The sequence below is a fragment of the Pseudomonas lini genome, from assembly GCF_001042905.1.
GTDB lineage: Bacteria > Pseudomonadota > Gammaproteobacteria > Pseudomonadales > Pseudomonadaceae > Aquipseudomonas > Aquipseudomonas lini.
Window position 1 is genome coordinate 185,103 of record NZ_JYLB01000009.1, and the last position, 25,992, is coordinate 211,094.

Here is a 25,992-nt window from a genome sequence, read left to right on the forward strand (position 1 = left end):
AGTGAGTAATGGGCGCACAGTGGAAGGTTAAACACAAAGAAGCGGCATCTAACGCCAAGGGCAAGATCTTCGGCAAACTGGTGAAAGAAATCACCATCGCTGCCCGCAACGGTGCCGATACCGCCACCAACGCACACCTGCGTCTGGTGGTCGAACAGGCGAAAAAAGCCTCGATGCCCCGTGAAACCCTGGAACGCGCGATCAAGAAAGGCTCCGGCCAGCTCGGCGAAACCGTGCAATACCATCGCGTGACCTATGAAGGGTTCGCACCGCATCAGGTGCCGCTGATCGTTGAATGCGTGACTGACAACATCAACCGCACCGTCGCTGAAATCCGCGTCGCGTTCCGTAAGGGCCAATTGGGCGCTTCCGGTTCGGTGGCCTGGGACTTCAACCACGTCGGCATGATCGAGGCGTCCCCGGACAGCCCTGACGCCGATCCGGAAATGGCTGCGATCGAAGCCGGTGCCCAGGATTTCGAACCAGGTGAAGACGGCGCGACGCTGTTCCTGACCGAACCAGCGGACCTGGATGCGGTCCAGAAAGCGCTGCCGGAGCAGGGTTTCACCGTGTTGTCGGCCAAGTTGGGCTATCAGCCGAAAAACCCGGTCAGTGGTTTGAGCGATGAGCAGATGGCAGAAGTCGAAGCATTCCTCGAAGGCCTCGATAACCACGATGACGTGCAGGACATGTTTGTCGGGTTGGCGGGTTAAGCGGTTCCGACAGTTTGTGATCTGACTTGTGGCGAGGGAGCTTGCCTGTGGCGAGGGGGCTTGCCCCCGTTCGGTTGCGCAGCAGCCGTCGCTTTTGGGGTCGCTTCGCAACCCAACGGGGGCGAGCCCCCTCGCCACAGGTTCTGTCTTTGCGGTCAGAAACCCTTCAATTCCCGCACAACCTCGCTGAACCCCGGCCGCGCCAGCACATCCGGCTGACAGCAGCGCTGCTGCAACGCCCCTAACGACTCACGCCCTTCATCGCTCAACCCCGAGTCGATCCGATCCAGCAATTCCCCCAGCAGCACCCCGAATGCCCGCACCTCGATCCGTTGCAGTGCGCGGCTTTCAAGGCTGTCCGAAGTGGCATGGAAAGACGCCGCGCCAAAGTCGCCCAACAGGCAATCACCGTCCTCGTTCCACATGATGTTGTGACCATAGAGATCACCGTGAGTGATGCCTTGGCGGTGCAAATGTTCAGCCACTGAAGCAATGCCACTGGCGATGCGCAGCGCCACGCCGGCGCTGAACCAGGTGTCATCGGCGTAGACGTCGCGGGTGCAGGACGCCAGGCTAGGCAGCCCGGCCAGGTTGCGGTAACTCGGATCGATCAGTTGCATCACCAGCCCGGCCTGCGCTTGCGGATGACCGACAATCCGCCCTTCGACCCGGATCAGATTGGGATGGATGCCGGCGGTGATGCAGGCGTTCATTTCGTGCAGCGGCGAGCCATCGCTGGTCATTTCGCCTTTATAGAGTTTTACCGCGACCTGTTTCGTCTGCTCCCACAAACCCTGATGAATAACCCCCGACGCGCCTTCGCCGAGTTTTTTCTCCAGGCTCAGTTGGGGCCAGGGAATACTCGCGGTGGCTTCGAGTGCGGCGGCATCGGCTTCGGTTTCCAGCGGGTTACCGGCGTACGCCAGCCAGGTCAGGCTCGGCAGGGTCAGCAGCCACTCGGGAAGCTCGGTGAGCTGATTGGCGGCGATGCGGATCAGTTCGAGTCGATGGCAGTGCTCCAGGCTTTCGGGCAAATGCTGTAACTGGTTGCCGGCGAGCATGAGCTTTTGCAGATGCGGGCGTTCACCCAGTTCGGTCGGCAGTTCCGTGAGGCGGTTGTCGGTCAGGATCAGCCAACGCAACAGCGGTGGCAGGGCGCCGCCCGGCACGTTTTCGATGGCGTTGGCCTTGAAGCCGATCATCGTCAGCGCGGTGCACTGGCCAAGGCAAGCGGGCAGTTCGGTGAACTGATTGTCCGAGCAGAACAGCACGCGCAAACGGGTCAGGCGGTGCAGGTCGTCCGGCAGGCTGCGCAAGGCGTTGCCGCTGAGGTTGAGCACTTCCAGCGAGTCGGCCAGGTCGAAGATTTCCCGGGGGAACTCGGTCAGGCCGCAGGACAGATCCAGGCGGGTGATGCCCGACAGTTGGCCGGCGCGCAGTTGTGCGAGGGTATCCATGGGCAGGTTTCGCTATTGATCAGGAGGAGGGCGTGAGGGCCAGGAAATGGGCGACATGATAGCGGGAAAGTCGGGCTTGCCCTAAAGGCCTGTAAGTCAAGACGCAGAACCTGTGGGAGCGTGGCTTGCCCGCGAAGAATGCACCTCGGTTTTTCAGGTATTACGCGTCGTCGTTCTTCGCGGGCAAGCCACGCTCCCACAGGATTATCGTCGCTCAAATTTCTAGCTGCGATCTTTTGATCTTCAAGGTTAGCGCTCGATACTGCGATTCCACCGGGCATTCCACGCCGGGCGCTGTTCGTTGACCTGATCCCAGTCGATGGCGATCGCGGTCGTCAGGTACTGCTTCATCGCCTCGACCTGACCGCGGGTCTTGTCGGTGGTTGGCGTATTCGGGTTGGATGGAATCTGATCGCCGTCTTCCAGCGCGGCGGCTTGCGCTTCGGGCGTCAGCAGGAAGGCGGCGAGTTTCTGCGCCAGTTCCGGTTGGGTGTTGTTGGCGATGGCGCATTCGGCGACGTTGAGCACCACGGAGCCTTCCTTCGGCTGCGCATATTCCACCGGCATGCCCTTGAGTTTCAGCGCGGTGACCTGGGTCGGCGTCAGCGGGAACAGCGCCGCTTCGTCGGTCTGGAGCATTTCGGAAATCTTCGCTGAACTTGGAATGTACTCCAGCACGTTACGCCCGACGGTGTTCGGCCAAGCCTTGAACCCTGGTTCGACATCGGTTTCGCTGCCGCCCTGAATCCGGTTGAACATCAGGAAACCATGGAGGCCGAAGGTCGAGGAGGCCATCGACTGGAACACCAGTTTGTCCTTGAAACGCGGGTCGGCCATGTCCATCCATGAGGTCGGTGCGTTCCAGCCTTTTTCCTTGAACAGCCGCGTGTTGTACGCCAGCCCCGTGACCCCGAGGCTGACCGCCACGGCTTGATCCTTGATGCGGCCCTTGGCCGGAATCTGCGCCAGGGGCGTGCTGTCTTCGAGTTTGTCGCACAAGCCCATGGCGATGGCGCGGTACATGATGCCGTCGTCGAGGAACATCACGTGCATCTGCGGGTTGCCTTTGCTGGCCTGGACCTTGGCCAGAATATCGGCGGAGGTTCCCGGCACGATCACCACTTTGACGTTATTGGCTTTCTCGAAAGCCGGCAGCACCTTGTCGGCGTAGAGCCGCTCCATGGTTCCGCCGTTCATGCCCAGGTAAAGCGTCGGTTCTGCCTGGGCCTGAGTGACCGTGAGCAGGGCGCTCATGCAGGACAAACCGAGCAGTGCAGTGCGTTTGAGGTTATTCATTGGCGCGACCTTCCTCTATCAAGCAACGGAGATGGAGTGAAACCGGGTGATGGAAAACGCATCCAGCGGCGTCTTTGACGCGCCGCTACAGATGATTTCGGTGAGCGCCTGGCCCACCGCAGGCCCGATCTGAAAACCCGCGCCGGCAAAGCCGAACGCGTGCAACAGACCGGGTTGAGTGCTGCTATGGCCGATCACCGGTTGGCGATCGGGCAGATAACCTTCGGTGCCGCTCCAGGTGCGAATCGCCTGGGCGCCCTCAAGAAACGGGTAGAGTTCGACGGCCTGGCGCAGGATCTCGATGACGGCGTTCTGACCAGGTCGGGCGCGGGCGTTATCGAGGGCAAAGCCCTGGCCGCCGCCCAACACACAATTGCCGCGAGCGACCTGACGGGCATAGATGCCACCGCCCTCGACGCCGGTGCTGGCGTTCATCACCAGCGGCAACGGTTCGGTGACCAGCATTGCCGGGTGACCGGCGTGCATTGGCACCGCTTCGCCGAATTGCGCAGCGAGCTTTCCGGCCCAGGCGCCAGCGCAATTCAGCAGCCAGGGAGAGTGCAGATCGAGACCGGTTTGAGTGCTGACGCGAAAGCGCTGACCGTCATGCTCCACTGCGGTCACTGCGCATTGTTCATGGATCTGCGCACCGTGCCGACGCGCCGCTTGGGCGAAGGCTGGGGACACCAGTCGCGGGTTGGCGTGACCATCGTCCGGGCACAACGAGGCGCCGACTGCGACCTCACCGACCCACGGAAAACGTGCGCGCAACTCATTGCGGTCGAGTACCTGCAAATCGAGGCCGAACCCCAGGCTGCTGGCGGCGTAATCCTGCAAGGCGTGCAGGTCGTTGAGGCTGCGGGCGAGTTTCAGGTGACCGCTGCGCTGGTATTCGCCGTTGATGCCGATCAACTGCGGCAGTTGCCCCCAGATCTCGTGAGCCCGTTGCGACAGTGGCAATTGCGACAGCGGCCGGCCCTGACGGCGCACGCCACCGTAGTTCACGCCGCTGGAGTGCGAACCGCAAAAGTCCCGCTCCAGCAACGCGACGCGACGACCGGCTTTGCTCAGAAACAGGGCGGCGGAAGCCCCGACAATGCCGCCGCCAATGATGACTGCATCGACTTCGATCATGGCTCGACCTCCAGACCGAACGGCAGGGGTTTGATCGGCGCCTGCGCCCGCAACCGGCCGATGTCGGACACCGCGCGCTGGCTTTCGCAGGCAATGATTTCCGCTGCGGCGGCACCACACATCCGTCCCTGGCAGCGACCCATGCCGACCCGGCAATGGGCCTTGACCCGGTTGATCTCCCAATGGCCTTCGCGCACCACCTGACGGATGTCGCCGACGCGCACCTCTTCGCAGCGGCAGATCATCAGGTCATCCGCGGCGTCGGCGGCCCAGCTTTCGGGAAAGATAAAGGCGCGCTCCAGGCCTTGGCGGAATCTGCCGATAGTGTTCAGCGACTGTTCCAGCTGAGTGGCTCGCTGTGGCGGGATCAGGTAACCGATGTCTTCGAGTAGCGCCAGGGCTGCCCGTTCACCGGCCATTTCAGCCGCGTCGGCACCCATGATGCCGGCGCCGTCACCGACCAGGTACACCTCGGCGATGCTGGTGCGCCCGGCGCGGTCGCGCTGCGGCAGCCAGGCACGGTTGAGCGGGTTCCAGGTGAATTCGCAACCCAGCAGGTCGGCGAGTTGGGTTTCACTGCGCAGGCCATGGGCGAAGGCTACGGCGTCGCATTCGATTTGATGTTCGCTTGCTGCGTTGTGCCAGTTCAGCGATTGCACGCGGTGTTCGCCATCGATGCGTTTCAAGGTGGCGCCCTGATGTACCGGGATGCCGTGGGCGGTTAGCCAGGTGCGGTAATAAATGCCTTTGGCGAGCGTGGAGGGTTGCGACAGCAGGCCGGGCAGGGCGCGGGCCTGAGCACTGAAGGGCGAGCTGTCGAGCACGGCGATCACGTTGGCGCCGGCCTTGGCGTATTGGTTCGCCACCAGATACAGCAACGGCCCGCTGCCAGCGAACACCACGCGTTCACCGATGGCACAGCCTTGAAACTTCAAGGCAATCTGCGCCGCGCCGAGGCTGTATGCCCCCGGCAACGTCCAGCCTGGCACGGGCAAAATCCGGTCGGTGGCACCCGTGGCGACAATCACCCGGGAGAATTCCAGTCGTGCGGCGCGGCCCTCATGCAAGGTGTCGAGCGCGCCAGCCTCCGCGTTCCACACCAGCGTGTCGGGGCGGTAATCGAGTTGCTCGCGCAGTTCGTCGATTGTCTGATGCAGTGCCTTGGCCTTGCGTGCTTCGAAGCCATACAGCTTGACTGCCGAACGTTTGAAATTCGCCGGTTGACGCCGATAAATCTGCCCGCCACCGCGTGCGGCTTCGTCCAGCAGGACAGGGCGCACGCCATGAGCCACCAGCGTCTGCGCGGCACGAATCCCGGCGGGGCCTGCGCCAATGATGACTACGGACTTCATACCCACCCCCTATGTGATCGACGCCCCAATCCTGTGGGAGCGGGCTTGCCCGCGATGACGGCGGCACATTCAACATCGGTGGTGGCTGACAGTCCGCTATCGCGGGCAAGCCCGCTCCCACAGGGGATCGGGTTTCTGCAGGGAGAATTCGTGTTCATACCGATCGCCCCGGTTCGCGGCTGATGTGTTGTCCGGCTTCAAGCAGCGTTGAGCAGGCGCGCACCCGGCGGCCATCACCCAGGCGTACCCAGCAATCCTGGCAGGCGCCCATCATGCAGAAACCGGCGCGGGGTTCGGCGCTGAAATCGCTGCCGCGCAGGTGTTCGCTGCAGGTCAGTACGGCCGTCAGCAAGGTATCGCCGAGCAAGCCACTGGCCGGCTTGCCGTCGAGGGTAAAGTCCAGGGCCGGGCGGTCGCCTTCGGCCAGTCGTTTCAGCAGAGCCATGGCGCCCTCATTGTTTACCCACCAGAACCCGATCCAGGCCGTAGACCCGATCGAGCAGAATCATCGTCAGCGCGGTCAGCGCAATCACCAGGGCCGACACTGCCGCCATCATTGGATCGATGGATTCGGTGGCGTACACGTACATACGCACCGGCAGCGTTTGCGTGGCTGGCGAGGTGACGAAGATCGACAACGTGACCTCATCGAAACTGTTGATGAACGCCAGCAGCCAGCCACCGGCGACCCCTGGCAAAATCATCGGCAAGGTGATTTGCCGGAACAGCGTGAAGCGTCCGGCGCCCAGGGATTGCGCGGCGTGTTCGGCGCTGCGGTCCAGACCGATGGCCGAGGCCAACACCAGGCGCAACACATACGGCGTGATCACCAGCACATGGGCGAAGATCAGCCAGGCGAAGCTGCCGTTGACGCCCATCAGTGCAAACAATCGCAGCAACGCGACGCCCAGCACTAGGTGCGGAATGATGATCGGCGACAGGAACAGCCCATTGAAAAAGTCCCGTCCGGGGAATTCGAAGCGCGTGATCGCCAGGGCTGCCGGCACCGCGATCAGGGTCGCCAGGGTGGCGGCGCAGAACGCCAGGATCAGGCTGTTGTAGAACGCATCGACAAAGTCCGCGCGCTCGAACACTGCGCGGAACCAGCGCAGGGAAAACTCCGTGGTCGGCAGGCTCAGGGTGTTTTCCGGGGTGAAGGCGACAAGGCACACCACCACCAGCGGCGCGAGCATGAACAGCACCACCAGGGTATGGAACAGCAGGGCGAAAGGACCGTTTCTGGACATGACGAGTTATCCCAATGACTTCTTGTAGCGGCCTTCGATCATCCGGTTCCACGACAGCATGATCAGCAGGTTGAGCAACAGCAGCGCGACGGCGATGGCCGCGCCCATCGGCCAGTTGAGCTCCGACAGGTACTGGTCGTAGATCAGCGTGGCGACCATCTTTATCCGGCGTCCGCCGAGCAGTCCGGGAATGGCAAATGAACTGGCCGCGAGGCCGAACACGATCAAGGTGCCGGAGAGCACGCCGGGCATGATTTGCGGCAGTACCACTTTGCGCATCACGGTGAGGTGGCTGGCGCCCAGTGACAGCGCGGCCTGTTCGGCAGCCGGGTCGAGTTTTTGCAGCGAGGTCCAGACCGGAATGATCATGAACGGCAGCATCACGTGAACCAGCGCAATCACCACCGCGAACGGCGTGTAGAGCAATTTCATCGGCGAACCACCGAAGGCTTGCAGCGTCTGGTTGACCAGGCCGTCGGCACCGAGCAACAGGCTCCAGCCGAAGGCGCGCACCACCACCGAAATCAGCAACGGCGTGAGGATCAGAATCAGGAAGATCGAGCGCCACGGCGCGCCCATGCGGCTGAGGATGTAGGCCTCGGGCACACCGATCACCACGCAAAGCAGGGTGGTCAGGGCGCTGATCCAGAACGTGCGTAAAAAGATTTCGTAGAAGTACGGATCGCCCAGCAGGCTGCTGTAGTGATCGAGGGTGTAGGCGTCGCTGTTGATCCCCGAGCTGTAGTCGAAGACGTTGAACGACAGCACCACCGTCAGCAGCAACGGGATCACCAGCAGACCAAAGTACAACGCCAGGGCCGGTGCGGATAACCAGTAGCCCTGACGTCCCTGGCGGATGACGGCAAGCGTACTCATGCCGATACCTCGTCGACACTCAGCACCCGCAGCAATGTTGCATCCCAATCGAGACCGACCGCCGTGCCTTCGATCAAGGGCGCCGAACCGTCGTTGCGGCGCACCACGCTGAGTTCGCCCAACGATGTCGATACGCCGTACAGCCATTGGCTGCCCAGGAAAAAGCGGCTGACGATCTTGCCTGGCAGACGGCCCAGGCCTTTATCCAGCAAGTCGATTTTTTCCGGACGCAGGCTCAGGGTCAGTTCGCCGTCGCCACGGTTGCAGACCTGCACAACACCAGCGCTGTCTCGCTCACCGGGCAGCAGATTGGCCTTGCCGACGAAGCCGGAAATGAACTCGGTGCGCGGGTGTTCGTAGAGGGTGTAAGGCGCGTCGATCTGAGTGATGCGTCCGGCCTGCATCACCACCACCCGGTCGCTGATCGACAGCGCTTCGGACTGATCATGGGTGACCATCAGTGTGGTGATGCCGACTTCACGCTGGATGCGGCGGATTTCGAACTGCATCTCTTCGCGCAGATTGGCGTCGAGGTTGGACAGCGGTTCGTCGAGCAGCAACACCGGCGGCTCGATCACCAACGCCCGGGCCAGCGCAACCCGTTGGCGCTGGCCGCCGGAAAGCTCCCGTGGATAACGCTCGGCGTGTTGGTTCAGACGTACCAGTTTCAGCACCCGATCCGCCCGTTGCTGCAACTCGCCGTTGGGCACTTTGCGCATGCGCAGGCCGAAGGCGACGTTGTCTTGCACGGTCATGTGCGGGAACAGCGCGTAACTCTGGAACACCACGCCCAGACCACGACTGGCGGGTTTGGCGTGGGTGATGTCGCGACCGTCCAGCACAATGCGCCCGCTGCTGACTTCGACGAAGCCGGCAATCATTTGCAGGGTGGTGGTTTTGCCGCAACCGGAGGGGCCGAGCAAGGAGACGAACTCGCCTTTTTCCACCGAAAGGTTGGTGGCGACGACCGCGTCGATTTCGCCGTAACGTTTGCCGAGGTTTTCAAGTTGCACGAAGGCCATGACTGCGCTCCACCTGAGATTGTTATGCGTCGCCAAAGGCGAGCTTTTTTGTATGGGCAGATACGAAAAGGATGTTGCCGGGGTGCGTTGGCGCTCGACTTCTGTCGGCTGCCGCTGTTGTTCGAATCGCCCCTGATGGACGCAGAGTAGGACGAAGAATAGGATGGGCTCAATGGCCTATTTCACTGAAGCGATGACTATTTTCAGTTTCATTCAGTGAGTAAATTTATTGTCGAGAAATCACATGCCTGATTCCATTGAGCGGAATGAAAACAAAAATGAAGTCGGCGTCGGTGCTGTCTCAAGGCTATTTGCGGTGCTACGCAGCCTGGGGGACACTGTCGAGGGCGGAGAGCGCGTGACGCAACTGGCACAACGCATTGGTTTGTCGCAACCGACCACCCACCGCTTGCTGCGCAGCCTGATGGACGAGGGCATGGTCGAGCAGGACGCGCGCAGCAAACGCTATCGCCTGAGCCTGGAGTTTTTTGCCTTGGCGGCCCGTGCCGGCAACACCGGCAACTTGCGCGAACTGGCGCGGCCGGCGTTGCTGCGGCTGTCGGCATCGTTGGGGGATTCGTTGTTTTTACTGGCGCGTAGCGGCTTCGATGCGATCTGTCTGGACCGCAGTGAAGGGCCGTTTCCGATCCGCACGTTCACCGGTGATATCGGCGGGCGGGTGGCGCTGGGTGTGGGGCAGGGCAGCCTGGCGATTCTGGCATTTCTGCCAGAAGAGGAACGCGACACGGTGATTCATTACAACTTGCCACGGCTCAAGGATTTTCATCTGTACGACGAAGTGTTCCTGCGCTCGGAAGTCGAGAATGTGCGCACCCTCGGTTACGCCGGGCGCAATACCGGCGTATTGCAAGGCATGGCCGGGGTGGCGGTGCCGATCCTCGACCGCGAAGGTCGGGCGGTGGCGGCGCTGAGTGTGGCCACGGTCAGCGATCGCCTGGGGCCGGATCGCTTGCCGACGGTGGTGGAGATGCTCAAGCGTGAAGCCGCGCTGATCGGGCCGCGGATCAATCCGTTCGACCCGCTGTTGCGAAGGCCTTCGCAAGTGTTTGGGCAGGGGTGACCACAATCTCAGGCCTCCACAAATCCCCTGTGGGAGCGGGCTTGCTCGCGAAAACGGTGTGTCAGTCGACATAAACGTTGAATGTTAAACGGTCTTCGCGAGCAAGCCCGCTCCCACATTCGGTTGGTGTTGTCTCCGCTTCCTGAGATCAAAATTTCAGCGTCTGTTTGAGCATCTGCGCCGCCGGTGTATCACTCGGGCTGACCATCGCATAGTTGTACCCGGCCCCCGACCAGTACTCGGCCTGCAATTCACCATCGCTACGACTACCGCGAGGCAGCAGGGTGTTTTTCGGCCCGGGCGGACGGACGTAGAAGCTGACTTTATGGCCGCTCTGATCCTCGTACACCACCATCGCCGCTGGCCCTTGTTCGGTGCTGAGCAACCGCCCGCTGATGGGTGTGTATCCGGCAGCGGTCAGGTTCGGCAGACGATGGGCCTGGCTGAAATACCGATCGAGCCAGCCCTGCATATCGCCGTCATCGCTGACTGTGTAATCCGCCGGCAGGATGCCTTGCTGGGCAATCAGCCGGTAGGCCTGCATCGCATCGGTCATCGGCAATGGGGCGCGGACCAGGGTCATTTCCCGTGCCTGCCAACCGCTCAAACCGCCGACGCTGACCGCGATCAGCAACACCGCCGCGCTGGCCAGATGACGGCGCGACTGGCGTTTGACTCGCTGGCGAATCATTGCCGGGTCGAGTTCCGGGTTGGCCGGTTGTTGCAAGGCGCCGCTCAGGGCCGCGCGCAATTGTTGGGCATCGTGTTGCCAGGCGCGTACTTGCGCGGCCACTTCGGTGTTGTTGGCCAGATAAGTCTCCACCCGATGTCGGTCGGTATCGCTGAGTTGGTGATCGACGTAGGCGTGCAGGTCACGTTCGCTGGGAGGCATGCTGATCATTTGAGTCTCCGCAGAGAAGGGTGGGTGATTTCGCCGTCGCTGAGCTGGCGCAAGGCCTGGCGTGCGCGGGACAGGCGCGACATCACGGTGCCGATGGGGACGTCGAGAATCTCGGCGACCTCCTTATAGCTCAAGCCTTCCACCGACACCCAGAGCAACAGTGCGCGCTGTTCGGTGCTGAGTTGATCGAAGGCTTGCAGGGTCGATTGGGCGATCACCGTGCGTTCTGCCGAAGGTTGCGCATCATCACGGCCGGTAAAGAATTCGAGCATCCGCGCATAACGCCGGGAACGGCGATGAGCGTCGAGAAACTGCCGATAAAGGATCGAAAACAGCCAGGCACGCAAGTCGCCCTCGGGACGTTTGTCGCCCCAACTCGACAGCGCGCGCTCAAGGCAGGCCTGCACCAGATCATCGGCGCTGCTGGGGTTGCGCGTGAGCGATACGGCGAAACGCCGCAGCCTGGGAATGACTTCCCTGAGTTGTTCGTCGATATCGTTCATGAAGTTCTGACCAGTCACTACGCTGTGGTGAGTGTTCAGGAAGACGCCCGGCATTTGAGGTTATTCCACGCCTGGAAAAATAAACACCGGGCGATGGAATAAATCTTGGCGCGGTTCGTCTGCCTGATTCTTCTCACTTGTGGCCGATGGCCCTGGAGTCATTCATGGTAGATCGCTCATCACCACCAACGGGGCCTGGCCGGCCACCGCTGAGTGCCGCGAGCCTGACGTTGCGCCTGACCGGCATTGCCGTGGTGGTCGCCGCGCTGGCCGGGGCTTTTGCCTATGTCAACGGCACACTCGACCCACAGCGCCTGACGCCGAAAGACTTGGTCAATGTGCTGGAGAAAAACAACGGCGTGCACCCGGGATTCCGTCGTAACCACGCCAAAGGCGTGTGCGTGATCGGGCATTTCGAGAGCAGTAGTCAGGCGCGCGAGTATTCCAGCGCCCAAGTGTTCAGCGAAGCGCGGACCCCGGTGGTCGGGCGTTTCGCGCTGCCTGCCGGCAATCCTTACGCGCCGGACAACAGCGTGCCGATCCGCAGCCTGGCGTTGCGTTTTACCCAGGCAAACGGTCAGCAGTGGCGCACCGGGATGAACAGTATGCCGGTATTCCCGGTGGGCACGCCCGAGGCGTTCTATCAGTTGCAACAAGCACAGTCACCGGATCCGGCTACCGGAAAACCGAACCCGGCGGCTGTGCCAGCGTTCTTTGCGGCGCACCCCGAAGCCGTGCCGTTTCTGACGTGGGTCAAGACCGCCAAACCGTCGGCCAGCTACGCGACGGAAACCTATAACAGCGTCAACGCGTTTTACCTGGTGAACGCAGTCGGTCAGCGGCAAGCGGTGCGTTGGAGCATGACGCCAGTGGCTCAGGACGCGGCAGGTGCAACGGCCCCCGAGGGCGGTGATTTCCTCGAGAAAGATCTGGTACAGCGCTTGTCCGCCGGCCCGTTGCGTTGGCAGTTGAACATCACCCTGGCGAACCCCGGGGATTCGGTCAACGACGCGAGCAAGGCCTGGCCCGTCGATCGAAAAGTGCTGAACGCCGGCACGTTGGTGCTCGAAAGTACTCAGCCGCAACTCAATGGCGAGTGCCGTGACATCAACTACGACCCACTGATATTGCCCAGCGGTATCGAAGGCTCCGACGACCCGCTGCTTGCCGCTCGCTCAGCGGGTTACGCCCGTTCCTACCTGCGTCGCACCAGCGAAGTGAAGCAGTTGCCCAACGACAAACAGGAGTCTCGACAATGAGCGCTCAACCGAACCATTTCGCGCCATTGGCGCGGCTGCTGCACTGGCTGATGGCGCTGATGATCATCTCTATGCTGTTTATCGGCGCGGGCATGGCGGCCTCGGTGTCCGAGCGTCATGAGTGGCTGATCCATCTGCATAAACCTTTGGGCGTTGCGATTCTGTTGCTGGTGATCGTGCGCCTGGCCGTGCGTTTTTCGACCCGACAACCACCGCTGCCGGCGGACCTGTCGGGTTGGCAAGCGCTCGCGGCCAAGGCTTCGCATATCTTGTTGTACGCCTTGATGCTGATTTTGCCGCTGCTGGGCTGGGCGATGATTTCGGCGGCTGGCGACCCGGTGATGCTCAGTAGTTCATTGCAGTTGCCTTCGATCTTGCCGGCGAATGCGCAGGTGTTTGCGTTCCTGCGCAAGGCGCATGGGTATCTGGCGTATCTGCTGTTTCTGACTGTGCTGCTGCATTTGGCGGCGGCGTTGTTTCATGGCTGGGTGCGTCGGGATAATGTGCTGAACAGCATGCTGCGGGGTAAGGATCGCGGGTGATCCCAACAGCTGCAGCCAAATTCTGCGGATGTACACGGTCAATGTAGGAGCTGCCGCAGGCTGCGATCTTTTGATCTTGGCGCCGTAAGACCGCGAAGATCAAGATCAAAAGATCGCAGCCTGTGGCAGCTCCTACGCGTCAGTGTGAAGCTGCTTCCACAGATCGGTCCTTCGTGGCCAACGTCATCCACCAATAAATCAGCGCCACGGCATTGATCCCCGCACCCAGCCAACACACTCCAATCCATCCCGCCCAGGCGTACATCGCCGTCGAACCGATGGAACCCAAGGCGCTGCCGATCGAATAGAACAGCATGTAGCCGGCGGTGAGTCGGCTTTGCGCTTCGGGGCGCACGCTGTAGATCATGCTCTGGCTGGTAACGTGAACGGCTTGCAAACCCAGATCCAGCGTAATCACCCCGAGCAGCAGCGCCCATAACGAGGATTGGGTGAGTGCGATGGGTAACCATGAGGCGAGCATCAGCAGCAACGACAGTCCACTGGTCCATTGCCCCAGACCGCGATCGGCCAGATGCCCGGCGCGAGCGGCGGCCAGCGCACCGGCGGCTCCGGCCAGGCCGAACAGTCCGATTTCGGTGTGGGAAAGTGAAAGCGGCGGGGCACTCAGCGGCAGTACCAAGGGTGTCCACAGCACCATGGCGCTGGCGAAGGTTAGCAGGGCGAGCATGGCCCGTTGACGCAATACCGGTTCTTCCTTGATCAACGTGAATACCGAACCGATCAACGCGGCGTAAGCGCTTTCCGGTCGCGCCTCTTCGTGCTTGGGCAGCACACGAAACAACAGCAGCGCCATTAGCAGGGTCAACCCGGCGGACAACAGATAAATCGAACGCCAACCGGCCAGATCGGCCATACCGCCCGCCACCGTTCGTGCCAACAGAATGCCGACGACAATGCCGCTGGTGATCACGCCCACCACACGCCCGCGTTGCGCCGGGATGGCCAGGGTCGCGGCGTAGGCCACCAGGACTTGCGTCACGACCGCCAGTAATCCGGTCAGCGCCATGCCGAGCAACAGCCAGATGCTGTTCGAGGCAAACGTGATCATCAATAAAGCCAGCGCCGACAGCAGGGTTTGCACGACGATCAGCCGGCGGCGGTTGAGCAGATCCCCTAGCGGAACCAGCAACAACAGACCCACGCCATAACCGATCTGGGTAAGGGTGACGACGATACCGATGGTTGCCGGATCCATGGCGAAGGCTTCGGCCATGGCATCGAGCAGCGGTTGTGCGTAATACACATTGCCGACGGCCAGGCCGCAGGCGACGGCAAATAGCAGCACCACTGCGCCGCTTAACGGGTGGTCAGGTTTCATCACAGGCTTCCTTGTGTGGTTTCAAAATAAAACCAGTTGTACGGTAGGGAGTCTGGTTTTATATTGCAACCACATTTGTTGCCGGCGGACGCGGTCATGGTTAAACGTACAAGCATGGAAGGCGCCGAATGCCCGGTTGCCCGTTCACTGGATGCGATTGGTGATTGGTGGTCGTTATTGATCGTGCGCGACGCGTTCGATGGCCTGCGGCGATTCGGTGAGTTCCAGCGCAATCTGGGTATGGCCAAAAACATTCTCTCGGCACGTCTGCGTACGTTGGTGGCTCACGGTATTTTCGATTTGGTGCCTGCGTCGGACGGCAGCGCGTATCAGGAATACGTGCTGACGGAGAAGGGCAAGGGTCTGTTCCCGTTGATCATCGGATTGCGGCAGTGGGGCGAGGCGTTTTTCTATGAGGCGGGGGAGGCGCATTCGCGGGTTGTCGATCGTGAGAACGGTCGACCGGTGCGGGCTCTGGAATTGCGTGCCGAGGATGGGCGCTTGTTGGGGCCGGAGGATTGTGTGCGGATTGCTGCCGAGTGAAACGTCAAAAGATCGCAGCCTTCGGCAGCTCCTACAGGCGTACTCAAAACCCTGTAGGAGCTGGCGAAGCCTGCGATCTTTTGATCTTAAATAATCAACGCAAGGTATCGACCATGTCGGCGATGGTTGTCAGCACGTCCTTGCCCAACTGCTTCGAGCGTTTGCCGGACCAGCCGGTCAGCGGGTTCGGTGCGTCGTTGTGGTCTTTGAAGGGCATCTCCAGGGTCAGCGACAGGCAGTCGAACTTCTGACCGACGCTGTTGCAGGCCAGGGTCATGTTCGCTTTGCCAGGCTCGTCGCGGGTGTAGCCGTGTTTGGTCTGGAAGTCTTTGGTTTGATGTTTCAGATGACTGCGGAAATGTTCTTCGAGTTTTTCGATCCGCGACGTATAGCCCGGGTTACCTTCGCAACCGGCGGTGAACACGTGGGGGATTTCTTCATCGCCATGGATGTCGAGGAACAGGTCGACGCCATACTTTTCCATCTGCTGCTGAACGAACAGCACTTCCGGGCTGACTTCCTGGCTGGCGCTCTGCCACGCACGATTCAGGTCCTGGCCCATGGCGTTGGTGCGCAAATGACCGTGGAAGGCGCCGTCCGGGTTCATGTTCGGCACCAGGTACAGGTCGGCACTGGCCAGGAGTTTTTTCAGCACCGGGTCGTCGTGTTTTTCCAGGCGCTCGATCACGCCTTCCATGAACCATTCAGCCATGTGTTCGCCGGGGTGTTGCTGGGCGATGATCCAGACCTTGCGCTGACCTTCGGCACCCGTACCTTTGCGCAGTAACTGGATGTCGCGACCTTCAACGCTCTTGCCGGTGGCCAGCAGTTCTGTACCGGCTTTGGTCAGTGCCTGTTCGATCAGCCAGTCATGCCGGCCTCGGCTGTAGGGTTCGAAGTAGGCGAACCAGGCATGAGTGGCAGTGGCTTCGAGGCTGAAACGCAGGCAGTCGCCTTCGAAAATGGTCGGTACCCGGAACCAGTTGACGTGGTCATAGGACGCCACCGCCTGATAGCCATCCCAGGCTTTGTTGTACGAGGATTTACTGGCGTTGTTCAGGCGAAACCAATGCTCCTGTCCGACGTGCAGACCGCTGGCCTTGAAGTGGAACCACTGGAAATGCTGGCTGCGAGTGTCTGGCTTGATCGCCAGCAGCGCTTGCAAAGGATTGCTGATGTCCAGCACTTCGATGTTGCCACTGTCGAAGTTCGCGTTGATGTCGAAAGAAGATCTAGCCACGGCCATAATCAATTCCTGAATATGATTTTTATGGCTGCTACTTTACACGCAAGGAAGGGAGAAACCGGGGGAAATTGCGAGGGTGAGAATGGGGGGCGTCCTCCTTGACGCCGACGCAGCTTAGAGACTGTGCGAGTGATTCTCAAGTGCTATTTTGCGTTAGTTTGGCCCAATGCTACCGGGCCTCTCTTGCCAACAGACATTCTTTTGATATCATCCGCGCCAATCGAATTTGCAGCACCGACAGACTTCATTAGCCTGAAGCCAAAGCCAGAATAACTGGCAAAAAAAGACCCGGCAAAAAGCCGGGTCAAAAACCGTGATTAGCCTGATGAGGAGATAGTCCAGGAGACCGACCTAAGGTCCCTTGGGCCATCGACTGATCTCGCGATCAGTTGATGCAATAATAATCATTATCATTTGCAAGTCAAATGTTTTTATCTGCGCGATTGGAAAATTTTTCCTGTCTTCCTCCAAAGCGCTTCCTCGTCAATCGTTCTGATTGCCCTCCAGGGACCTGTCGACCATCGCCTTGGCCATGTCGATCATATGCACCGTCGAAAACGCCAGATCCCGGCTTGCACCCTGCAGCTGGTTGGCTGACTCATGCGCGGTGGCGGCAGCACAGCGCAACAGATCCGAAGCATGGACCAGTGCCTCTTCGCTGCTGATGTTACGGTTCACATCGAAGAAACGTTCTTCGCTGGCCTCTTCTGACACAGCTGGTTTCAAGTAATAGTCCAGCGCCCGCTGCGCGGCGGCAGAGCCTTTTGGCGAGTTGAGCGTAGTGTCGAATTGGGTGTCGGGCAGGGTAATGCTGGGGATGGTCATGACGATGGCAAGCTCCGTGATAGATTCAAATCCGTGAGCCCAGCTTAGTACTTACTGTATTTGTATCTTGGATTTAAATACTACAATTTGTGTTTTGTTGGTCGGAGTACCCCACGTATCGTGCCGCACATGGATAAATGGATTGAATTGGTCAAGGCCAAAATGAGTGAACTCAAAGTCACTCAAGAGATACTCGCCGAGCGCATCGGAATGTCCCAGGGCGGCGTCGGCCATTGGCTGAATAAACGTCGTCAGCCCCGCATCCAAGAGATGAACCGTGTCTTGCAGGCGCTGGGGATGGACTATCTGGAAGTCGCGATGGTGATCAGGGAACCGCAGATCTCACAGGATGAAGAGATCTCTCTGGCGCAAAAGTACAACCCGTACTTTCGCTACCCGGTCAGTGACTGGCGGGAAACCGGGGAGGTGCGCGACGGGGAGTTATTGACCTACGGAGCTTCATCGGCTGTCAGCAAACCGCGCTTCGAGCTGTCCGATTACCACGCACAGGGCGCGGCGTTCTGGCTGGTGGTGGTCGGCGATGCGATGACCGCGCCCACGGGTGTGAGCATTGCCGCGGACATGTTGATTCTGGTGGACCCGGCCATCGTGCCGGAGCCTGGCAAACTGGTGATCGCCCAATGGCCCGGCAGCGCCGAGGCGGTTTTTCGCAAACTGATCGAAGAGGGCGGGCAGCGTTATCTGGTCCCGCTCAATCCGACCTATCCGAAAGCCCTTTACACCGAAGAATGCCGAATCATCGGCGTGGTGGTTCAGGCGACTGCCAAATTCTAATCAGATCGGTCCTCGCAAAGCGTAGGACCGATCTTCATTTCACGCGTGTTCCAACTCCACCAAGGCACTGCCTTCGCTGACCATCTCGCCTTCCTGGCAATACAACGCCTTGATAATCCCCGCGTGGGGCGCGCGAATGCTGTGCTCCATTTTCATCGCTTCCAGCACCACCAATTGCGCCCCGGCGTCGACCGTTTGCCCGGCCTCCACCAGCACTCGCACGATGCTGCCGTTCATGGGGGCGGTGAGGCCGCCTTGATGGCTGTGACTGGCTTCGACAGCGCTGATCGGGTCGTAGGCCTCGATGCGGCGCAGCTCACCGTCCCATTGCAGATACAGCGTATCGCCACGGCGGATGGCCCGATGCTGGCGGCGCAAGCCGTTGTGTTCGGTCAGCAGGTATTCACCCTTGAGCTGGGCGGTATGAGCGTCGGCATCGCCCAGGGTCAGCGCCCGGTCTTGCCCTTCGCAACTCAAATGCAGGGTGATTTCTGTCGGCAGTCCGGCACGGAATCCGTTGCTGATACCCCAAGGCGAACTCAGGTCATCAGCGCGGGTCGTGCTCGGCTGGCTCTGGGCAAATGCCTGCGCGGCCGCTTGCCAGAATTCATCGCTGAGGTCTGAAGGTGCTGGCAGCAGTTGTTCCTGATAACGCGGAATAAAACCGGTATCCAGCTCCGCCGCGGCAAATGCAGGGTGGCCGATGATCCGGCGCAGGAAGTTGATGTTGGTTTTCAGGCCGCCAATGGCAAACTCATCAAGCATACTCAGCAACCGCAGCCGCGCCTGCTCACGGTCTTCGCCCCAGGCAATCAGCTTGCCGAGCATCGGGTCGTAGAACGGCGAAATCTCGTCGCCTTCTTCGACGCCACTGTCCACGCGACGCCCCGGTCCTTCGGCGGATTCGCGGTACAACGCCAGACGCCCGGTGGCCGGCAGGAAATCATGGCCCGGGTCTTCGGCGTACAGCCGCACTTCGATCGCATGGCCGATCAGCGGCACCTGGTCTTGAGTCATTGGCAGCGCTTCACCGCGAGCCACGCGAATCTGCCAGGCCACCAGGTCGAGGCCGGTGATGGCTTCGGTGACCGGGTGTTCAACTTGCAAGCGCGTGTTCATCTCCATGAAGAAGAACTCACCGCGCGCATCCAGCAGAAACTCCACGGTGCCGGCACCGACGTAACCGATGGCCTGGGCCGAGCGCACAGCGGCTTCACCCATGGCCCGACGCAATTCCGGGCTCAGGCCCGGAGCCGGCGCTTCTTCGACGACTTTCTGATGCCGGCGCTGAATCGAGCAATCACGTTCGTTGAGGTACAGGCAGTTGCCATGCTGGTCGGCGAATACCTGGATTTCCACGTGGCGTGGTTTGAGCAGGTATTTTTCCACCAACATTCGCGAATCGCCGAACGAGGACAGCGCTTCACGTTGTGCCGAGGCCAGGGCTTCGGCCAGTTGGCTGACATCCTCGACCACTTTCATGCCTTTACCGCCACCGCCCGCCGTGGCTTTGAGCAGCACCGGATAACCGATGCGTTCGCAGGCGTCGCGGAAGGTGTCGAGGTCCTGAGCTTCGCCGTGATAGCCGGGCACCAGTGGCACGCCGGCGGTTTCCATCAAGGCTTTGGCCGCGGACTTGCTGCCCATGGCGTCAATGGCCGAGGCAGGCGGGCCGAGAAAGATCAGGCCGGCCGCTTCGATCGCTCGGGCGAACCCGGCGTTTTCCGAGAGAAAACCATAACCGGGATGAATCGCCTGAGCGCCGCTGGCTTTCGCGGCAGCGATTAGTTTGTCGATTTGTAGGTAACTGTCGGCGGCTTTGCTGCCGCCCAGGTCGACGCGGATATCGGCTTCGCGGCTGTGCCGGGCGTCACGGTCGGTGGCGCTGTGCACGGCCACGGTGGTCAGGCCCAGAGCCTTGGCGGTGCGCATCACTCGGCAAGCGATTTCGCCGCGGTTGGCCACCAGCAAGGTGGTGAGAACAGGTGCGCTCATCAACGCGGCTCCTTGAGGGTGGTTTCGGCTTGCCAGGTTGGCGAGCGTTTTTGCAGGAAGGCGCGCAGGCCTTCCTGGCCTTCGGGACTGACGCGGATTCGGGCGATGGCATTCTCGGTGTAGCGCCGCAGCGCTGGGGTCAGCGCGCCGTGGCCGACCTCACGCAGCAAATCCTTGCTGGCGCGCATGGCCGCCGGGCTGTTGAGCAGCAGGTTGTCGATCCACTGATCGACTTTCTGCTCCAGTTCAGCCATCGGGTAGCTTTCCGACAACAAGCCGATTTCCCGAGCCCGTTGCCCGCCGAAACGTTCGGCGGTCAAGGCATAGCGCCGTGCCGCGCGTTCGCCGATGGCTTGCACCACGAACGGGCTGATGACCGCCGGCGCCAGGCCGATGCGCACTTCCGACAGGCAGAACTGTGCGTCGTCGGCGCCGATGGCCATGTCGCAGCAGCTGATCAGGCCCAGCGCGCCACCATAGGCCGCGCCTTGCACCACCGCCACGGTCGGGATTTTCAGCTTGGCGAGGTTGTACATCAACTCCGCCAGTTCCCGGGCGTCGTCGAGGTTGGTGTGGTAATCGAGTTCGGCCGATTGCTGCATCCAGGCCAGATCGGCACCGGCGCTGAAATGCTTGCCGCGACCGCGGATCAACAGAAAACGCAGACTGGCATCGCTCGACACTTTGTCCAGCGCGAGGATCAGTTCGCGGATCATTTCGGCGTTGAAGGCGTTGTTCTTTTCTTCACGGCTGAGCCACAAGGTCGCAAAACCCCTTGGATCGGTCAGCAGTTCGAGGGTATTGAAGTCGCTCATATTCATCCGTCTCCACAACTCTATTCTGTAGGAGCGAGGCTTGCCCGCGAAGGAAGCGCCGCGGTGTACCTGTTGCACCGCGTCATGCCTGTTCGCGGGCAAGCCTCGCTCCTACAAGGTCGGATTACATCCGGAACACGCCGAAGCGGCTCGGTTCGATTGGCGCATTCAGCGACGCCGACAAGGCCAGGGCCAACACGTCGCGGGTCTGCGCCGGGTCGATAACGCCGTCGTCCCACAGTCGAGCGCTGGAATAATAGGGATGCCCCTGTTCTTCGTATTGATCGAGGATCGGTTGCTTGATCTCGGCTTCCTGCTCGGCGCTGAAACCATGACCACCGCGCTCGGCTTGCTCACGCTTGACCTGCACCAGCACGCCCGCCGCCTGTTCGGCCCCCATCACGCCAATCCGTGCGTTCGGCCACATCCACAGGAAGCGTGGATCGTAGGCCCGACCGCACATGCCGTAGTTACCGGCGCCGAAGCTGCCGCCGATGATCACGGTGAATTTCGGCACCTTGGCACAGGCCACGGCGGTCACCAGTTTCGCACCGTGTTTGGCAATGCCGCCGGCTTCGTATTTCTGGCCGACCATGAAGCCGGTAATGTTTTGCAGAAATAGCAATGGAATGCCGCGCTGGCAGGCCAGTTCGATAAAGTGCGCGCCTTTCTGCGCGGCTTCGGCGAAGAGGATGCCATTGTTGGCGAGGATCGCGATCGGGTAACCGTGCAGGTGGGCAAAGCCGCACACCAATGTCGTGCCGAACAATGCCTTGAATTCATCGAACACCGAGCCGTCCACCAGGCGCGCGATCACTTCGCGCACGTCGAATGGTTGCTTGGCGTCCGCCGACACCACGCCGTACAACTCGTCGCTGCTGTACAGCGGCGCGATCGGCGTGCGTTGTTGCAGTTCACCGAGCTTGCGCCAATTGAGGTTGGCGACGCTGCGCCGGGCCAATGCGAGGGCGTGTTCATCGCTCTCGGCGTAATGGTCGGCGACACCGGAAATCTTGCAGTGCACATCGGCCCCGCCGAGGTCTTCGGCGCTGACCACTTCACCCGTCGCGGCTTTCACCAGCGGTGGGCCGGCGAGGAAAATCGTTGCCTGCTGACGGACCATGATCGCTTCATCGGCCATCGCGGGTACGTAAGCGCCCCCGGCGGTGCACGAGCCCATGACCACCGCAATCTGCGGAATGCCCATGGCGCTCATGTTGGCCTGGTTGAAGAAGATCCGCCCGAAGTGTTCGCGGTCCGGGAATACTTCGTCCTGACGCGGCAAGTTGGCGCCGCCGGAGTCCACCAGATAAATGCAGGGCAGGCGATTTTGCTGGGCGATGGTTTGCGCGCGCAGGTGTTTTTTTACGGTCAGCGGATAGTACGAGCCGCCTTTCACGGTGGCATCGTTGGCGACGATCATGCATTCGACGCCTTCCACCCGGCCGATTCCGGCAATCACACCAGCGGCGGGAACGTCTTCGCCGTACACCGCGTAGGCCGCCAGTTGGCTGATTTCGAGAAATGGCGAACCCGGATCGAGCAGACGATTGATCCGTTCACGCGGCAGCAGTTTGCCCCGCGATGTATGCCGTTCTTGAGCCTTCGGGCCGCCACCTTGCTGCACTTGCGCGAGCAGGGTGTGCAGGGCGTCGACCTGTTTGAGCATCGCCGCGCTGTTGGCCGCGAACTCCGCCGAACGGGGATTGAGCTGGGTATGCAGGATAGCCATGTGCAGCTCCGTTTAGCGGGTTTCGTTGAACAGTTCGCGACCGATGAGCATGCGACGGATCTCACTGGTGCCGGCGCCGATTTCGTACAGCTTGGCATCACGCAGCAGACGACCAGCCGGGAATTCGTTGATGTAGCCGTTACCGCCGAGAATCTGGATCGCGTCGAGGGCCATTCGGGTCGCGCATTCGGCGCTATAGAGGATGACTCCGGCGGCGTCCTTGCGCGCGGTTTCGCCGCGCTCGCAGGCTTGGGCCACCGCATAGAGGTAGGCGCGGCTGGCATTGAGTTGGGTGTACATGTCGGCGACTTTGCCCTGGATCAGCTGGAATTCGCCGATGCTCTGGCCGAACTGTTTGCGGTCGTGGATGTACGGAACGATCAGGTCCATGCAGGCCTGCATGATCCCGGTCGGGCCGCCGGAAAGCACCACGCGCTCGTAGTCGAGGCCACTCATCAGCACTTTCACACCGCCGTTAAGTACGCCGAGGATGTTTTCTTCCGGGACTTCGACGTCATCGAAGAACAGCTCGCAGGTGTTCGAACCGCGCATGCCGAGCTTGTCAAACTTGCTGCTGCGGCTGAAGCCTTTCCAGTCGCGTTCGACGATGAACGCGGTGATGCCATGCGGGCCTTTTTCCAGGTCGGTCTTGGCGTAGATCACGTAGGTGTTGGCGTCGGGGCCGTTGGTGATCCAGGTCTTGCTGCCGTTGAGCACGTAGTGATCGCCGCGTTTGTCGGCGCGCAGTTTCATCGAGACCACGTCGGAGCCGGCATTCGGTTCGCTCATGGCTAAGGCACCGATGTGCTCGCCGCTGATCAGCTTCGGCAGGTATTTGCTTTTCTGTTCGTGAGTGCCGTTGCGATTGATCTGGTTGACGCACAGGTTGGAGTGAGCGCCGTAAGACAAAGCGACCGAGGCCGAACCACGGCTGATTTCTTCCATGATGACCACGTGGGCCAGGTAACCCAGGCCAGCACCGCCGTACTCTTCCGGCACGGTAACGCCCAGCAGGCCCATGTCGCCGAATTTGCGCCACAGATCAGCCGGGAACAGGTTGTCGATGTCGATCTGAGCGGCGCGCGGGGCGATCTCTTTGGCGACGAAGGACTGAACCTGATCGCGCAGCATGTCGATGGTTTCACCGAGGGCAAAGTTCAGGGATGGGTAGCTCATGGGACACCTTTTGGCTTTTTTGTAGGGTGGGGAGGGCAGTGATTCGGCTCTCACCTTTACGTTAACGTAAGCCTGTGATGAATGGCTGTCAATCACCCTTTACGTTAACGTCAACTTGAGCGAGAGTAGAGCCAGTTCAAGATTGAAAAGCGGACCAACCCTGTGGGAGCGACCCGTGGCGAGGGGGCTTGCCCCCGTTGGGCTGCGAAGCGGCCCCAAAATTTCCGATGTACCGAAGATCTTGTGAGTGCTACGCACTCAAACGGGGGCAAGCCCCCTCGCCACGGGTCGCTCCCACAGGTGACCGTCGGCAGCCCATTAAAAAAGACAATAGGGGTCGTCATGGATCAACCCAGTGCAAGCCCGCAGCGCAGCTATACCCGTGGTTCCCAGGACAAAGCCTTGCTGGCGATGACCATCGGTCAGGCGTTCGATAACACGGTCGCGCAATACCCGAACGGGGAGGCGCTGGTCGTGCGCCATCAACAGATGCGCTACACCTGGAAGCAGCTGTCAGAGGCCGTCGACCTGCACGCCAGAGCGTTGTTGGCGTTGGGTTTGCAAACTGGTGACCGGCTCGGCATCTGGGCACCGAATTGTGCCCAGTGGTGCATCAGCCAGTTCGCCAGCGCGAAAATCGGCGTGATCCTGGTCAACATCAATCCGGCTTACCGTAGTTCCGAACTCGAATACGTGTTGAAGCAGTCCGGTTGCCAATGGCTGGTCTGTGCCGGGGCTTTCAAGACCTCCGACTATCATGGCATGTTGCAAGGTCTGGCACCGGAACTGGCGGAGCAATCCATCGGCCAGTTGCAGAGCGAACGCCTGCCGGAACTGCGCGGGGTGATCAGCCTGGATGCGCAGCCGCCATCGGGGTTCCTGCCGTGGTCGCAGCTGACCGATCTGGCGGCCAGCGTGTCGGTCGAGCAATTGCGCGAGCGTCAGGACAGCCTGCATTTCGACCAAGCGGTAAACATCCAGTACACCTCCGGCACCACCGGTTTCCCCAAGGGCGCGACCCTCAGCCACTACAACATTCTCAACAACGGTTACATGGTCGGCGAAAGCCTCGGGCTGACCCCCGATGATCGGCTGGTGATTCCGGTGCCGCTGTATCACTGCTTCGGCATGGTCATGGGCAATCTTGGCTGCGTCACCCACGGCAGCACCATGATTTACCCCAATGACGCCTTCGATCCATTGCTGACGCTGAGCACCGTCGCCGAAGAAAAAGCCACCGCGCTTTACGGCGTGCCGACCATGTTCATCGCCATGCTCGATCAGCCCAAGCGCGCCGAGTTTGATTTGTCGAGCCTGCGCACCGGGATCATGGCCGGGGCGACCTGTCCGATCGAGGTGATGCGCCGGGTTATCAGCGAAATGCATATGAGCGAAGTGCAGATTGCCTACGGCATGACGGAAACCAGCCCCGTGTCTTTGCAGACCGGTCCGTCAGACGAACTGGAATTGCGTGTCACCACCGTTGGCCGTACTCAGCCGCAACTGGAAAGCAAAATCATCGACGAGGCGGGCAATCTGGTACCGCGCGGCACCATCGGCGAGCTGTGTACTCGAGGCTACAGCGTGATGCTCGGCTACTGGAATAACCCGCAAGGCACCGCCGAGGCTATCGATGAGGCGGGCTGGATGCATACCGGTGATCTGGCGAGCATGAACGACGAAGGCTACGTGTGCATCGCCGGGCGTAACAAGGACATGATCATCCGCGGCGGAGAGAATGTTTACCCAAGGGAGCTGGAAGAGTTCTTCTTCACCCACCCGGCGGTAGCCGACGTGCAGGTGATCGGCATTCCTTGCTCCCGCTACGGCGAAGAGATCGTTGCCTGGATCAAATTCCACCCCGGCCACAGCGCCACCGAGCAGGAACTGCAAGCCTGGTGCAAGGAGCGCATCGCGCACTTCAAGACGCCGCGTTACTTCAAGTTCGTCGAGGAGTTTCCGATGACGGTGACGGGGAAGATTCAGAAGTTTCGGATGCGTGAGATCAGCATCGAGGAGCTCAAAGCGATACTGTAGGAGCGAGGCTTGCCCGCGAAGGCGTCGGGTCAGTCGACTCAATGTTGAATGACAAATCGCTTTCGCGGGCAAGCCTCGCTCCTACAGGTACAGGTTTCGTGAAACA

The 25,992-nt window shown here is 60.8% G+C and carries 24 protein-coding genes; 7 read left to right on the forward strand and 17 right to left on the reverse strand.

Annotated elements, in window-relative coordinates; genetic code table 11:
* Nucleotides 1–8: 8 nt before the first annotated feature.
* On the forward strand, nucleotides 9–713 hold the full coding sequence (locus tag TU81_RS24095; RefSeq protein ID WP_038982422.1) for a YebC/PmpR family DNA-binding transcriptional regulator: 705 nt from the start codon (nucleotides 9–11) through the stop codon (nucleotides 711–713).
* Nucleotides 714–868: 155 nt separating this feature from the next.
* Here TU81_RS24095 and TU81_RS24100 read toward each other — a convergent pair whose 3' ends face one another.
* The 8 genes from TU81_RS24100 to TU81_RS24135 all read right to left on the reverse strand — a co-directional run bounded on the left by TU81_RS24100 (nucleotide 869) and on the right by TU81_RS24135 (nucleotide 9,097).
* Entirely contained in the window at nucleotides 869–2,170 is a 1,302-nt protein-coding gene (locus TU81_RS24100) for a leucine-rich repeat-containing protein kinase family protein (protein WP_048396845.1), read from the reverse strand.
* A 249-nt stretch (nucleotides 2,171–2,419) separates the two neighbouring features.
* Nucleotides 2,420–3,466 (reverse strand): ABC transporter substrate-binding protein, encoded by a 1,047-nt coding sequence (locus tag TU81_RS24105; protein ID WP_048396847.1) that lies wholly within the window; start codon nucleotides 3,464–3,466, stop codon nucleotides 2,420–2,422.
* Between the two features lie 18 nt (nucleotides 3,467–3,484).
* A complete protein-coding gene (locus TU81_RS24110; protein WP_048396849.1) occupies nucleotides 3,485–4,600 on the reverse strand; it encodes an NAD(P)/FAD-dependent oxidoreductase in 1,116 nt (371 codons plus the stop codon).
* Nucleotides 4,597–5,952: an FAD/NAD(P)-dependent oxidoreductase gene (locus TU81_RS24115; protein ID WP_048396851.1), complete on the reverse strand. Its 1,356-nt coding sequence runs from the start codon at nucleotides 5,950–5,952 to the stop codon at nucleotides 4,597–4,599. Before TU81_RS24115 ends, TU81_RS24110 begins: the two co-directional genes overlap by 4 nt.
* Nucleotides 5,953–6,106: 154 nt before the next feature.
* Nucleotides 6,107–6,397 (reverse strand): (2Fe-2S)-binding protein, encoded by a 291-nt coding sequence (locus TU81_RS24120; RefSeq protein WP_048396853.1) that lies wholly within the window; start codon nucleotides 6,395–6,397, stop codon nucleotides 6,107–6,109.
* A 7-nt stretch (nucleotides 6,398–6,404) separates the two neighbouring features.
* On the reverse strand, nucleotides 6,405–7,199 hold the full coding sequence (locus TU81_RS24125; RefSeq protein ID WP_007896923.1) for an ABC transporter permease: 795 nt from the start codon (nucleotides 7,197–7,199) through the stop codon (nucleotides 6,405–6,407).
* A gap of 6 nt (nucleotides 7,200–7,205) precedes the next feature.
* Nucleotides 7,206–8,075, reverse strand: a complete 870-nt coding sequence (locus tag TU81_RS24130) for an ABC transporter permease (protein ID WP_048396855.1) — start codon at nucleotides 8,073–8,075, stop codon at nucleotides 7,206–7,208.
* Nucleotides 8,072–9,097 (reverse strand): ABC transporter ATP-binding protein, encoded by a 1,026-nt coding sequence (locus TU81_RS24135; RefSeq protein ID WP_048396864.1) that lies wholly within the window; start codon nucleotides 9,095–9,097, stop codon nucleotides 8,072–8,074. The genes TU81_RS24130 and TU81_RS24135 overlap by 4 nt, the downstream gene beginning before the upstream one ends.
* A gap of 244 nt (nucleotides 9,098–9,341) precedes the next feature.
* On the opposite strand from TU81_RS24135, the gene TU81_RS24140 reads away from it, so the two are divergent.
* A complete protein-coding gene (locus tag TU81_RS24140) occupies nucleotides 9,342–10,178 on the forward strand; it encodes an IclR family transcriptional regulator (protein WP_007896916.1) in 837 nt (278 codons plus the stop codon).
* Nucleotides 10,179–10,326: 148 nt separating this feature from the next.
* Here the strand turns inward: TU81_RS24140 and TU81_RS24145 are convergent, their stop codons facing one another.
* Nucleotides 10,327–11,079 carry an anti-sigma factor family protein gene (locus tag TU81_RS24145; RefSeq protein ID WP_038982432.1) on the reverse strand — a complete coding sequence of 251 codons (753 nt, stop codon included), beginning with the start codon at nucleotides 11,077–11,079 and terminating at the stop codon, nucleotides 10,327–10,329.
* Nucleotides 11,076–11,582, reverse strand: coding sequence for an RNA polymerase sigma factor (locus tag TU81_RS24150; RefSeq protein WP_048396953.1), 507 nt, complete (start codon nucleotides 11,580–11,582; stop codon nucleotides 11,076–11,078). The genes TU81_RS24145 and TU81_RS24150 overlap by 4 nt, the downstream gene beginning before the upstream one ends.
* A gap of 164 nt (nucleotides 11,583–11,746) precedes the next feature.
* Between TU81_RS24150 and TU81_RS24155 the strand changes: the two genes are divergently transcribed.
* A complete protein-coding gene (locus TU81_RS24155) occupies nucleotides 11,747–12,841 on the forward strand; it encodes a catalase family peroxidase (protein ID WP_048396866.1) in 1,095 nt (364 codons plus the stop codon).
* Complete coding sequence (locus TU81_RS24160) at nucleotides 12,838–13,383, forward strand: cytochrome b (protein ID WP_048396867.1); 546 nt, start codon at nucleotides 12,838–12,840, stop codon at nucleotides 13,381–13,383. Before TU81_RS24155 ends, TU81_RS24160 begins: the two co-directional genes overlap by 4 nt.
* A 139-nt stretch (nucleotides 13,384–13,522) precedes the next feature.
* On the opposite strand, the gene TU81_RS24165 is transcribed toward TU81_RS24160, so the two are convergent.
* Nucleotides 13,523–14,722, reverse strand: coding sequence for an MFS transporter (locus TU81_RS24165; protein ID WP_048396869.1), 1,200 nt, complete (start codon nucleotides 14,720–14,722; stop codon nucleotides 13,523–13,525).
* Between the two features lie 96 nt (nucleotides 14,723–14,818).
* Between TU81_RS24165 and TU81_RS24170 the strand changes: the two genes are divergently transcribed.
* Nucleotides 14,819–15,265 (forward strand): winged helix-turn-helix transcriptional regulator, encoded by a 447-nt coding sequence (locus tag TU81_RS24170; RefSeq protein WP_048396955.1) that lies wholly within the window; start codon nucleotides 14,819–14,821, stop codon nucleotides 15,263–15,265.
* Nucleotides 15,266–15,359: 94 nt separating this feature from the next.
* Here TU81_RS24170 and TU81_RS24175 read toward each other — a convergent pair whose 3' ends face one another.
* The gene (locus TU81_RS24175; RefSeq protein ID WP_038982442.1) at nucleotides 15,360–16,511 is read right to left on the reverse strand and encodes a M14 family metallopeptidase; all 1,152 of its coding nucleotides are present in this window, start codon (nucleotides 16,509–16,511) and stop codon (nucleotides 15,360–15,362) included.
* 483 nt (nucleotides 16,512–16,994) lie between these two features.
* The gene (locus tag TU81_RS24180; protein ID WP_038982443.1) at nucleotides 16,995–17,336 is read right to left on the reverse strand and encodes a DUF6124 family protein; all 342 of its coding nucleotides are present in this window, start codon (nucleotides 17,334–17,336) and stop codon (nucleotides 16,995–16,997) included.
* Nucleotides 17,337–17,465: 129 nt separating this feature from the next.
* Here TU81_RS24180 and TU81_RS24185 point away from each other — a divergent pair, with 129 nt between their 5' ends.
* On the forward strand, nucleotides 17,466–18,131 hold the full coding sequence (locus TU81_RS24185) for a LexA family protein (RefSeq protein ID WP_030130884.1): 666 nt from the start codon (nucleotides 17,466–17,468) through the stop codon (nucleotides 18,129–18,131).
* A 39-nt stretch (nucleotides 18,132–18,170) separates the two neighbouring features.
* Here the strand turns inward: TU81_RS24185 and TU81_RS24190 are convergent, their stop codons facing one another.
* The 4 genes from TU81_RS24190 to TU81_RS24205 form a co-directional block, all read right to left on the reverse strand.
* A complete protein-coding gene (locus TU81_RS24190; protein ID WP_038982444.1) occupies nucleotides 18,171–20,126 on the reverse strand; it encodes an acetyl/propionyl/methylcrotonyl-CoA carboxylase subunit alpha in 1,956 nt (651 codons plus the stop codon).
* Complete coding sequence (locus TU81_RS24195; RefSeq protein ID WP_048396871.1) at nucleotides 20,126–20,941, reverse strand: gamma-carboxygeranoyl-CoA hydratase; 816 nt, start codon at nucleotides 20,939–20,941, stop codon at nucleotides 20,126–20,128. The genes TU81_RS24190 and TU81_RS24195 overlap by 1 nt, the downstream gene beginning before the upstream one ends.
* A gap of 124 nt (nucleotides 20,942–21,065) precedes the next feature.
* The gene (locus TU81_RS24200; protein WP_048396873.1) at nucleotides 21,066–22,673 is read right to left on the reverse strand and encodes a carboxyl transferase domain-containing protein; all 1,608 of its coding nucleotides are present in this window, start codon (nucleotides 22,671–22,673) and stop codon (nucleotides 21,066–21,068) included.
* Nucleotides 22,674–22,685: 12 nt separating this feature from the next.
* Nucleotides 22,686–23,849: an isovaleryl-CoA dehydrogenase gene (locus TU81_RS24205; protein ID WP_048396880.1), complete on the reverse strand. Its 1,164-nt coding sequence runs from the start codon at nucleotides 23,847–23,849 to the stop codon at nucleotides 22,686–22,688.
* A gap of 342 nt (nucleotides 23,850–24,191) precedes the next feature.
* On the opposite strand from TU81_RS24205, the gene TU81_RS24210 reads away from it, so the two are divergent.
* On the forward strand, nucleotides 24,192–25,886 hold the full coding sequence (locus TU81_RS24210) for an AMP-binding protein (protein ID WP_038982451.1): 1,695 nt from the start codon (nucleotides 24,192–24,194) through the stop codon (nucleotides 25,884–25,886).
* Nucleotides 25,887–25,992: the final 106 nt, after the last annotated feature.

Excerpts from the sequence above, each read along its gene's own strand:
- TU81_RS24095 (WP_038982422.1), top strand. The coding sequence starts at position 9 with ATGGGCGCACAGTGGAAGGTTAAACACAAAGAAGCGGCATCTAACGCC.
- TU81_RS24100 (WP_048396845.1), bottom strand. The coding sequence starts at position 2,170 with ATGGATACCCTCGCACAACTGCGCGCCGGCCAACTGTCGGGCATCACC.
- TU81_RS24105 (WP_048396847.1), bottom strand. The coding sequence starts at position 3,466 with ATGAATAACCTCAAACGCACTGCACTGCTCGGTTTGTCCTGCATGAGC.
- TU81_RS24110 (WP_048396849.1), bottom strand. The coding sequence starts at position 4,600 with ATGATCGAAGTCGATGCAGTCATCATTGGCGGCGGCATTGTCGGGGCT.
- TU81_RS24115 (WP_048396851.1), bottom strand. The coding sequence starts at position 5,952 with ATGAAGTCCGTAGTCATCATTGGCGCAGGCCCCGCCGGGATTCGTGCC.
- TU81_RS24120 (WP_048396853.1), bottom strand. The coding sequence starts at position 6,397 with ATGGCTCTGCTGAAACGACTGGCCGAAGGCGACCGCCCGGCCCTGGAC.
- TU81_RS24125 (WP_007896923.1), bottom strand. The coding sequence starts at position 7,199 with ATGTCCAGAAACGGTCCTTTCGCCCTGCTGTTCCATACCCTGGTGGTG.
- TU81_RS24130 (WP_048396855.1), bottom strand. The coding sequence starts at position 8,075 with ATGAGTACGCTTGCCGTCATCCGCCAGGGACGTCAGGGCTACTGGTTA.
- TU81_RS24135 (WP_048396864.1), bottom strand. The coding sequence starts at position 9,097 with ATGGCCTTCGTGCAACTTGAAAACCTCGGCAAACGTTACGGCGAAATC.
- TU81_RS24140 (WP_007896916.1), top strand. The coding sequence starts at position 9,342 with ATGCCTGATTCCATTGAGCGGAATGAAAACAAAAATGAAGTCGGCGTC.
- TU81_RS24145 (WP_038982432.1), bottom strand. The coding sequence starts at position 11,079 with ATGATCAGCATGCCTCCCAGCGAACGTGACCTGCACGCCTACGTCGAT.
- TU81_RS24150 (WP_048396953.1), bottom strand. The coding sequence starts at position 11,582 with ATGAACGATATCGACGAACAACTCAGGGAAGTCATTCCCAGGCTGCGG.
- TU81_RS24155 (WP_048396866.1), top strand. The coding sequence starts at position 11,747 with ATGGTAGATCGCTCATCACCACCAACGGGGCCTGGCCGGCCACCGCTG.
- TU81_RS24160 (WP_048396867.1), top strand. The coding sequence starts at position 12,838 with ATGAGCGCTCAACCGAACCATTTCGCGCCATTGGCGCGGCTGCTGCAC.
- TU81_RS24165 (WP_048396869.1), bottom strand. The coding sequence starts at position 14,722 with ATGAAACCTGACCACCCGTTAAGCGGCGCAGTGGTGCTGCTATTTGCC.
- TU81_RS24170 (WP_048396955.1), top strand. The coding sequence starts at position 14,819 with ATGGTTAAACGTACAAGCATGGAAGGCGCCGAATGCCCGGTTGCCCGT.
- TU81_RS24175 (WP_038982442.1), bottom strand. The coding sequence starts at position 16,511 with ATGGCCGTGGCTAGATCTTCTTTCGACATCAACGCGAACTTCGACAGT.
- TU81_RS24180 (WP_038982443.1), bottom strand. The coding sequence starts at position 17,336 with ATGACCATCCCCAGCATTACCCTGCCCGACACCCAATTCGACACTACG.
- TU81_RS24185 (WP_030130884.1), top strand. The coding sequence starts at position 17,466 with ATGGATAAATGGATTGAATTGGTCAAGGCCAAAATGAGTGAACTCAAA.
- TU81_RS24190 (WP_038982444.1), bottom strand. The coding sequence starts at position 20,126 with ATGAGCGCACCTGTTCTCACCACCTTGCTGGTGGCCAACCGCGGCGAA.
- TU81_RS24195 (WP_048396871.1), bottom strand. The coding sequence starts at position 20,941 with ATGAGCGACTTCAATACCCTCGAACTGCTGACCGATCCAAGGGGTTTT.
- TU81_RS24200 (WP_048396873.1), bottom strand. The coding sequence starts at position 22,673 with ATGGCTATCCTGCATACCCAGCTCAATCCCCGTTCGGCGGAGTTCGCG.
- TU81_RS24205 (WP_048396880.1), bottom strand. The coding sequence starts at position 23,849 with ATGAGCTACCCATCCCTGAACTTTGCCCTCGGTGAAACCATCGACATG.
- TU81_RS24210 (WP_038982451.1), top strand. The coding sequence starts at position 24,192 with ATGGATCAACCCAGTGCAAGCCCGCAGCGCAGCTATACCCGTGGTTCC.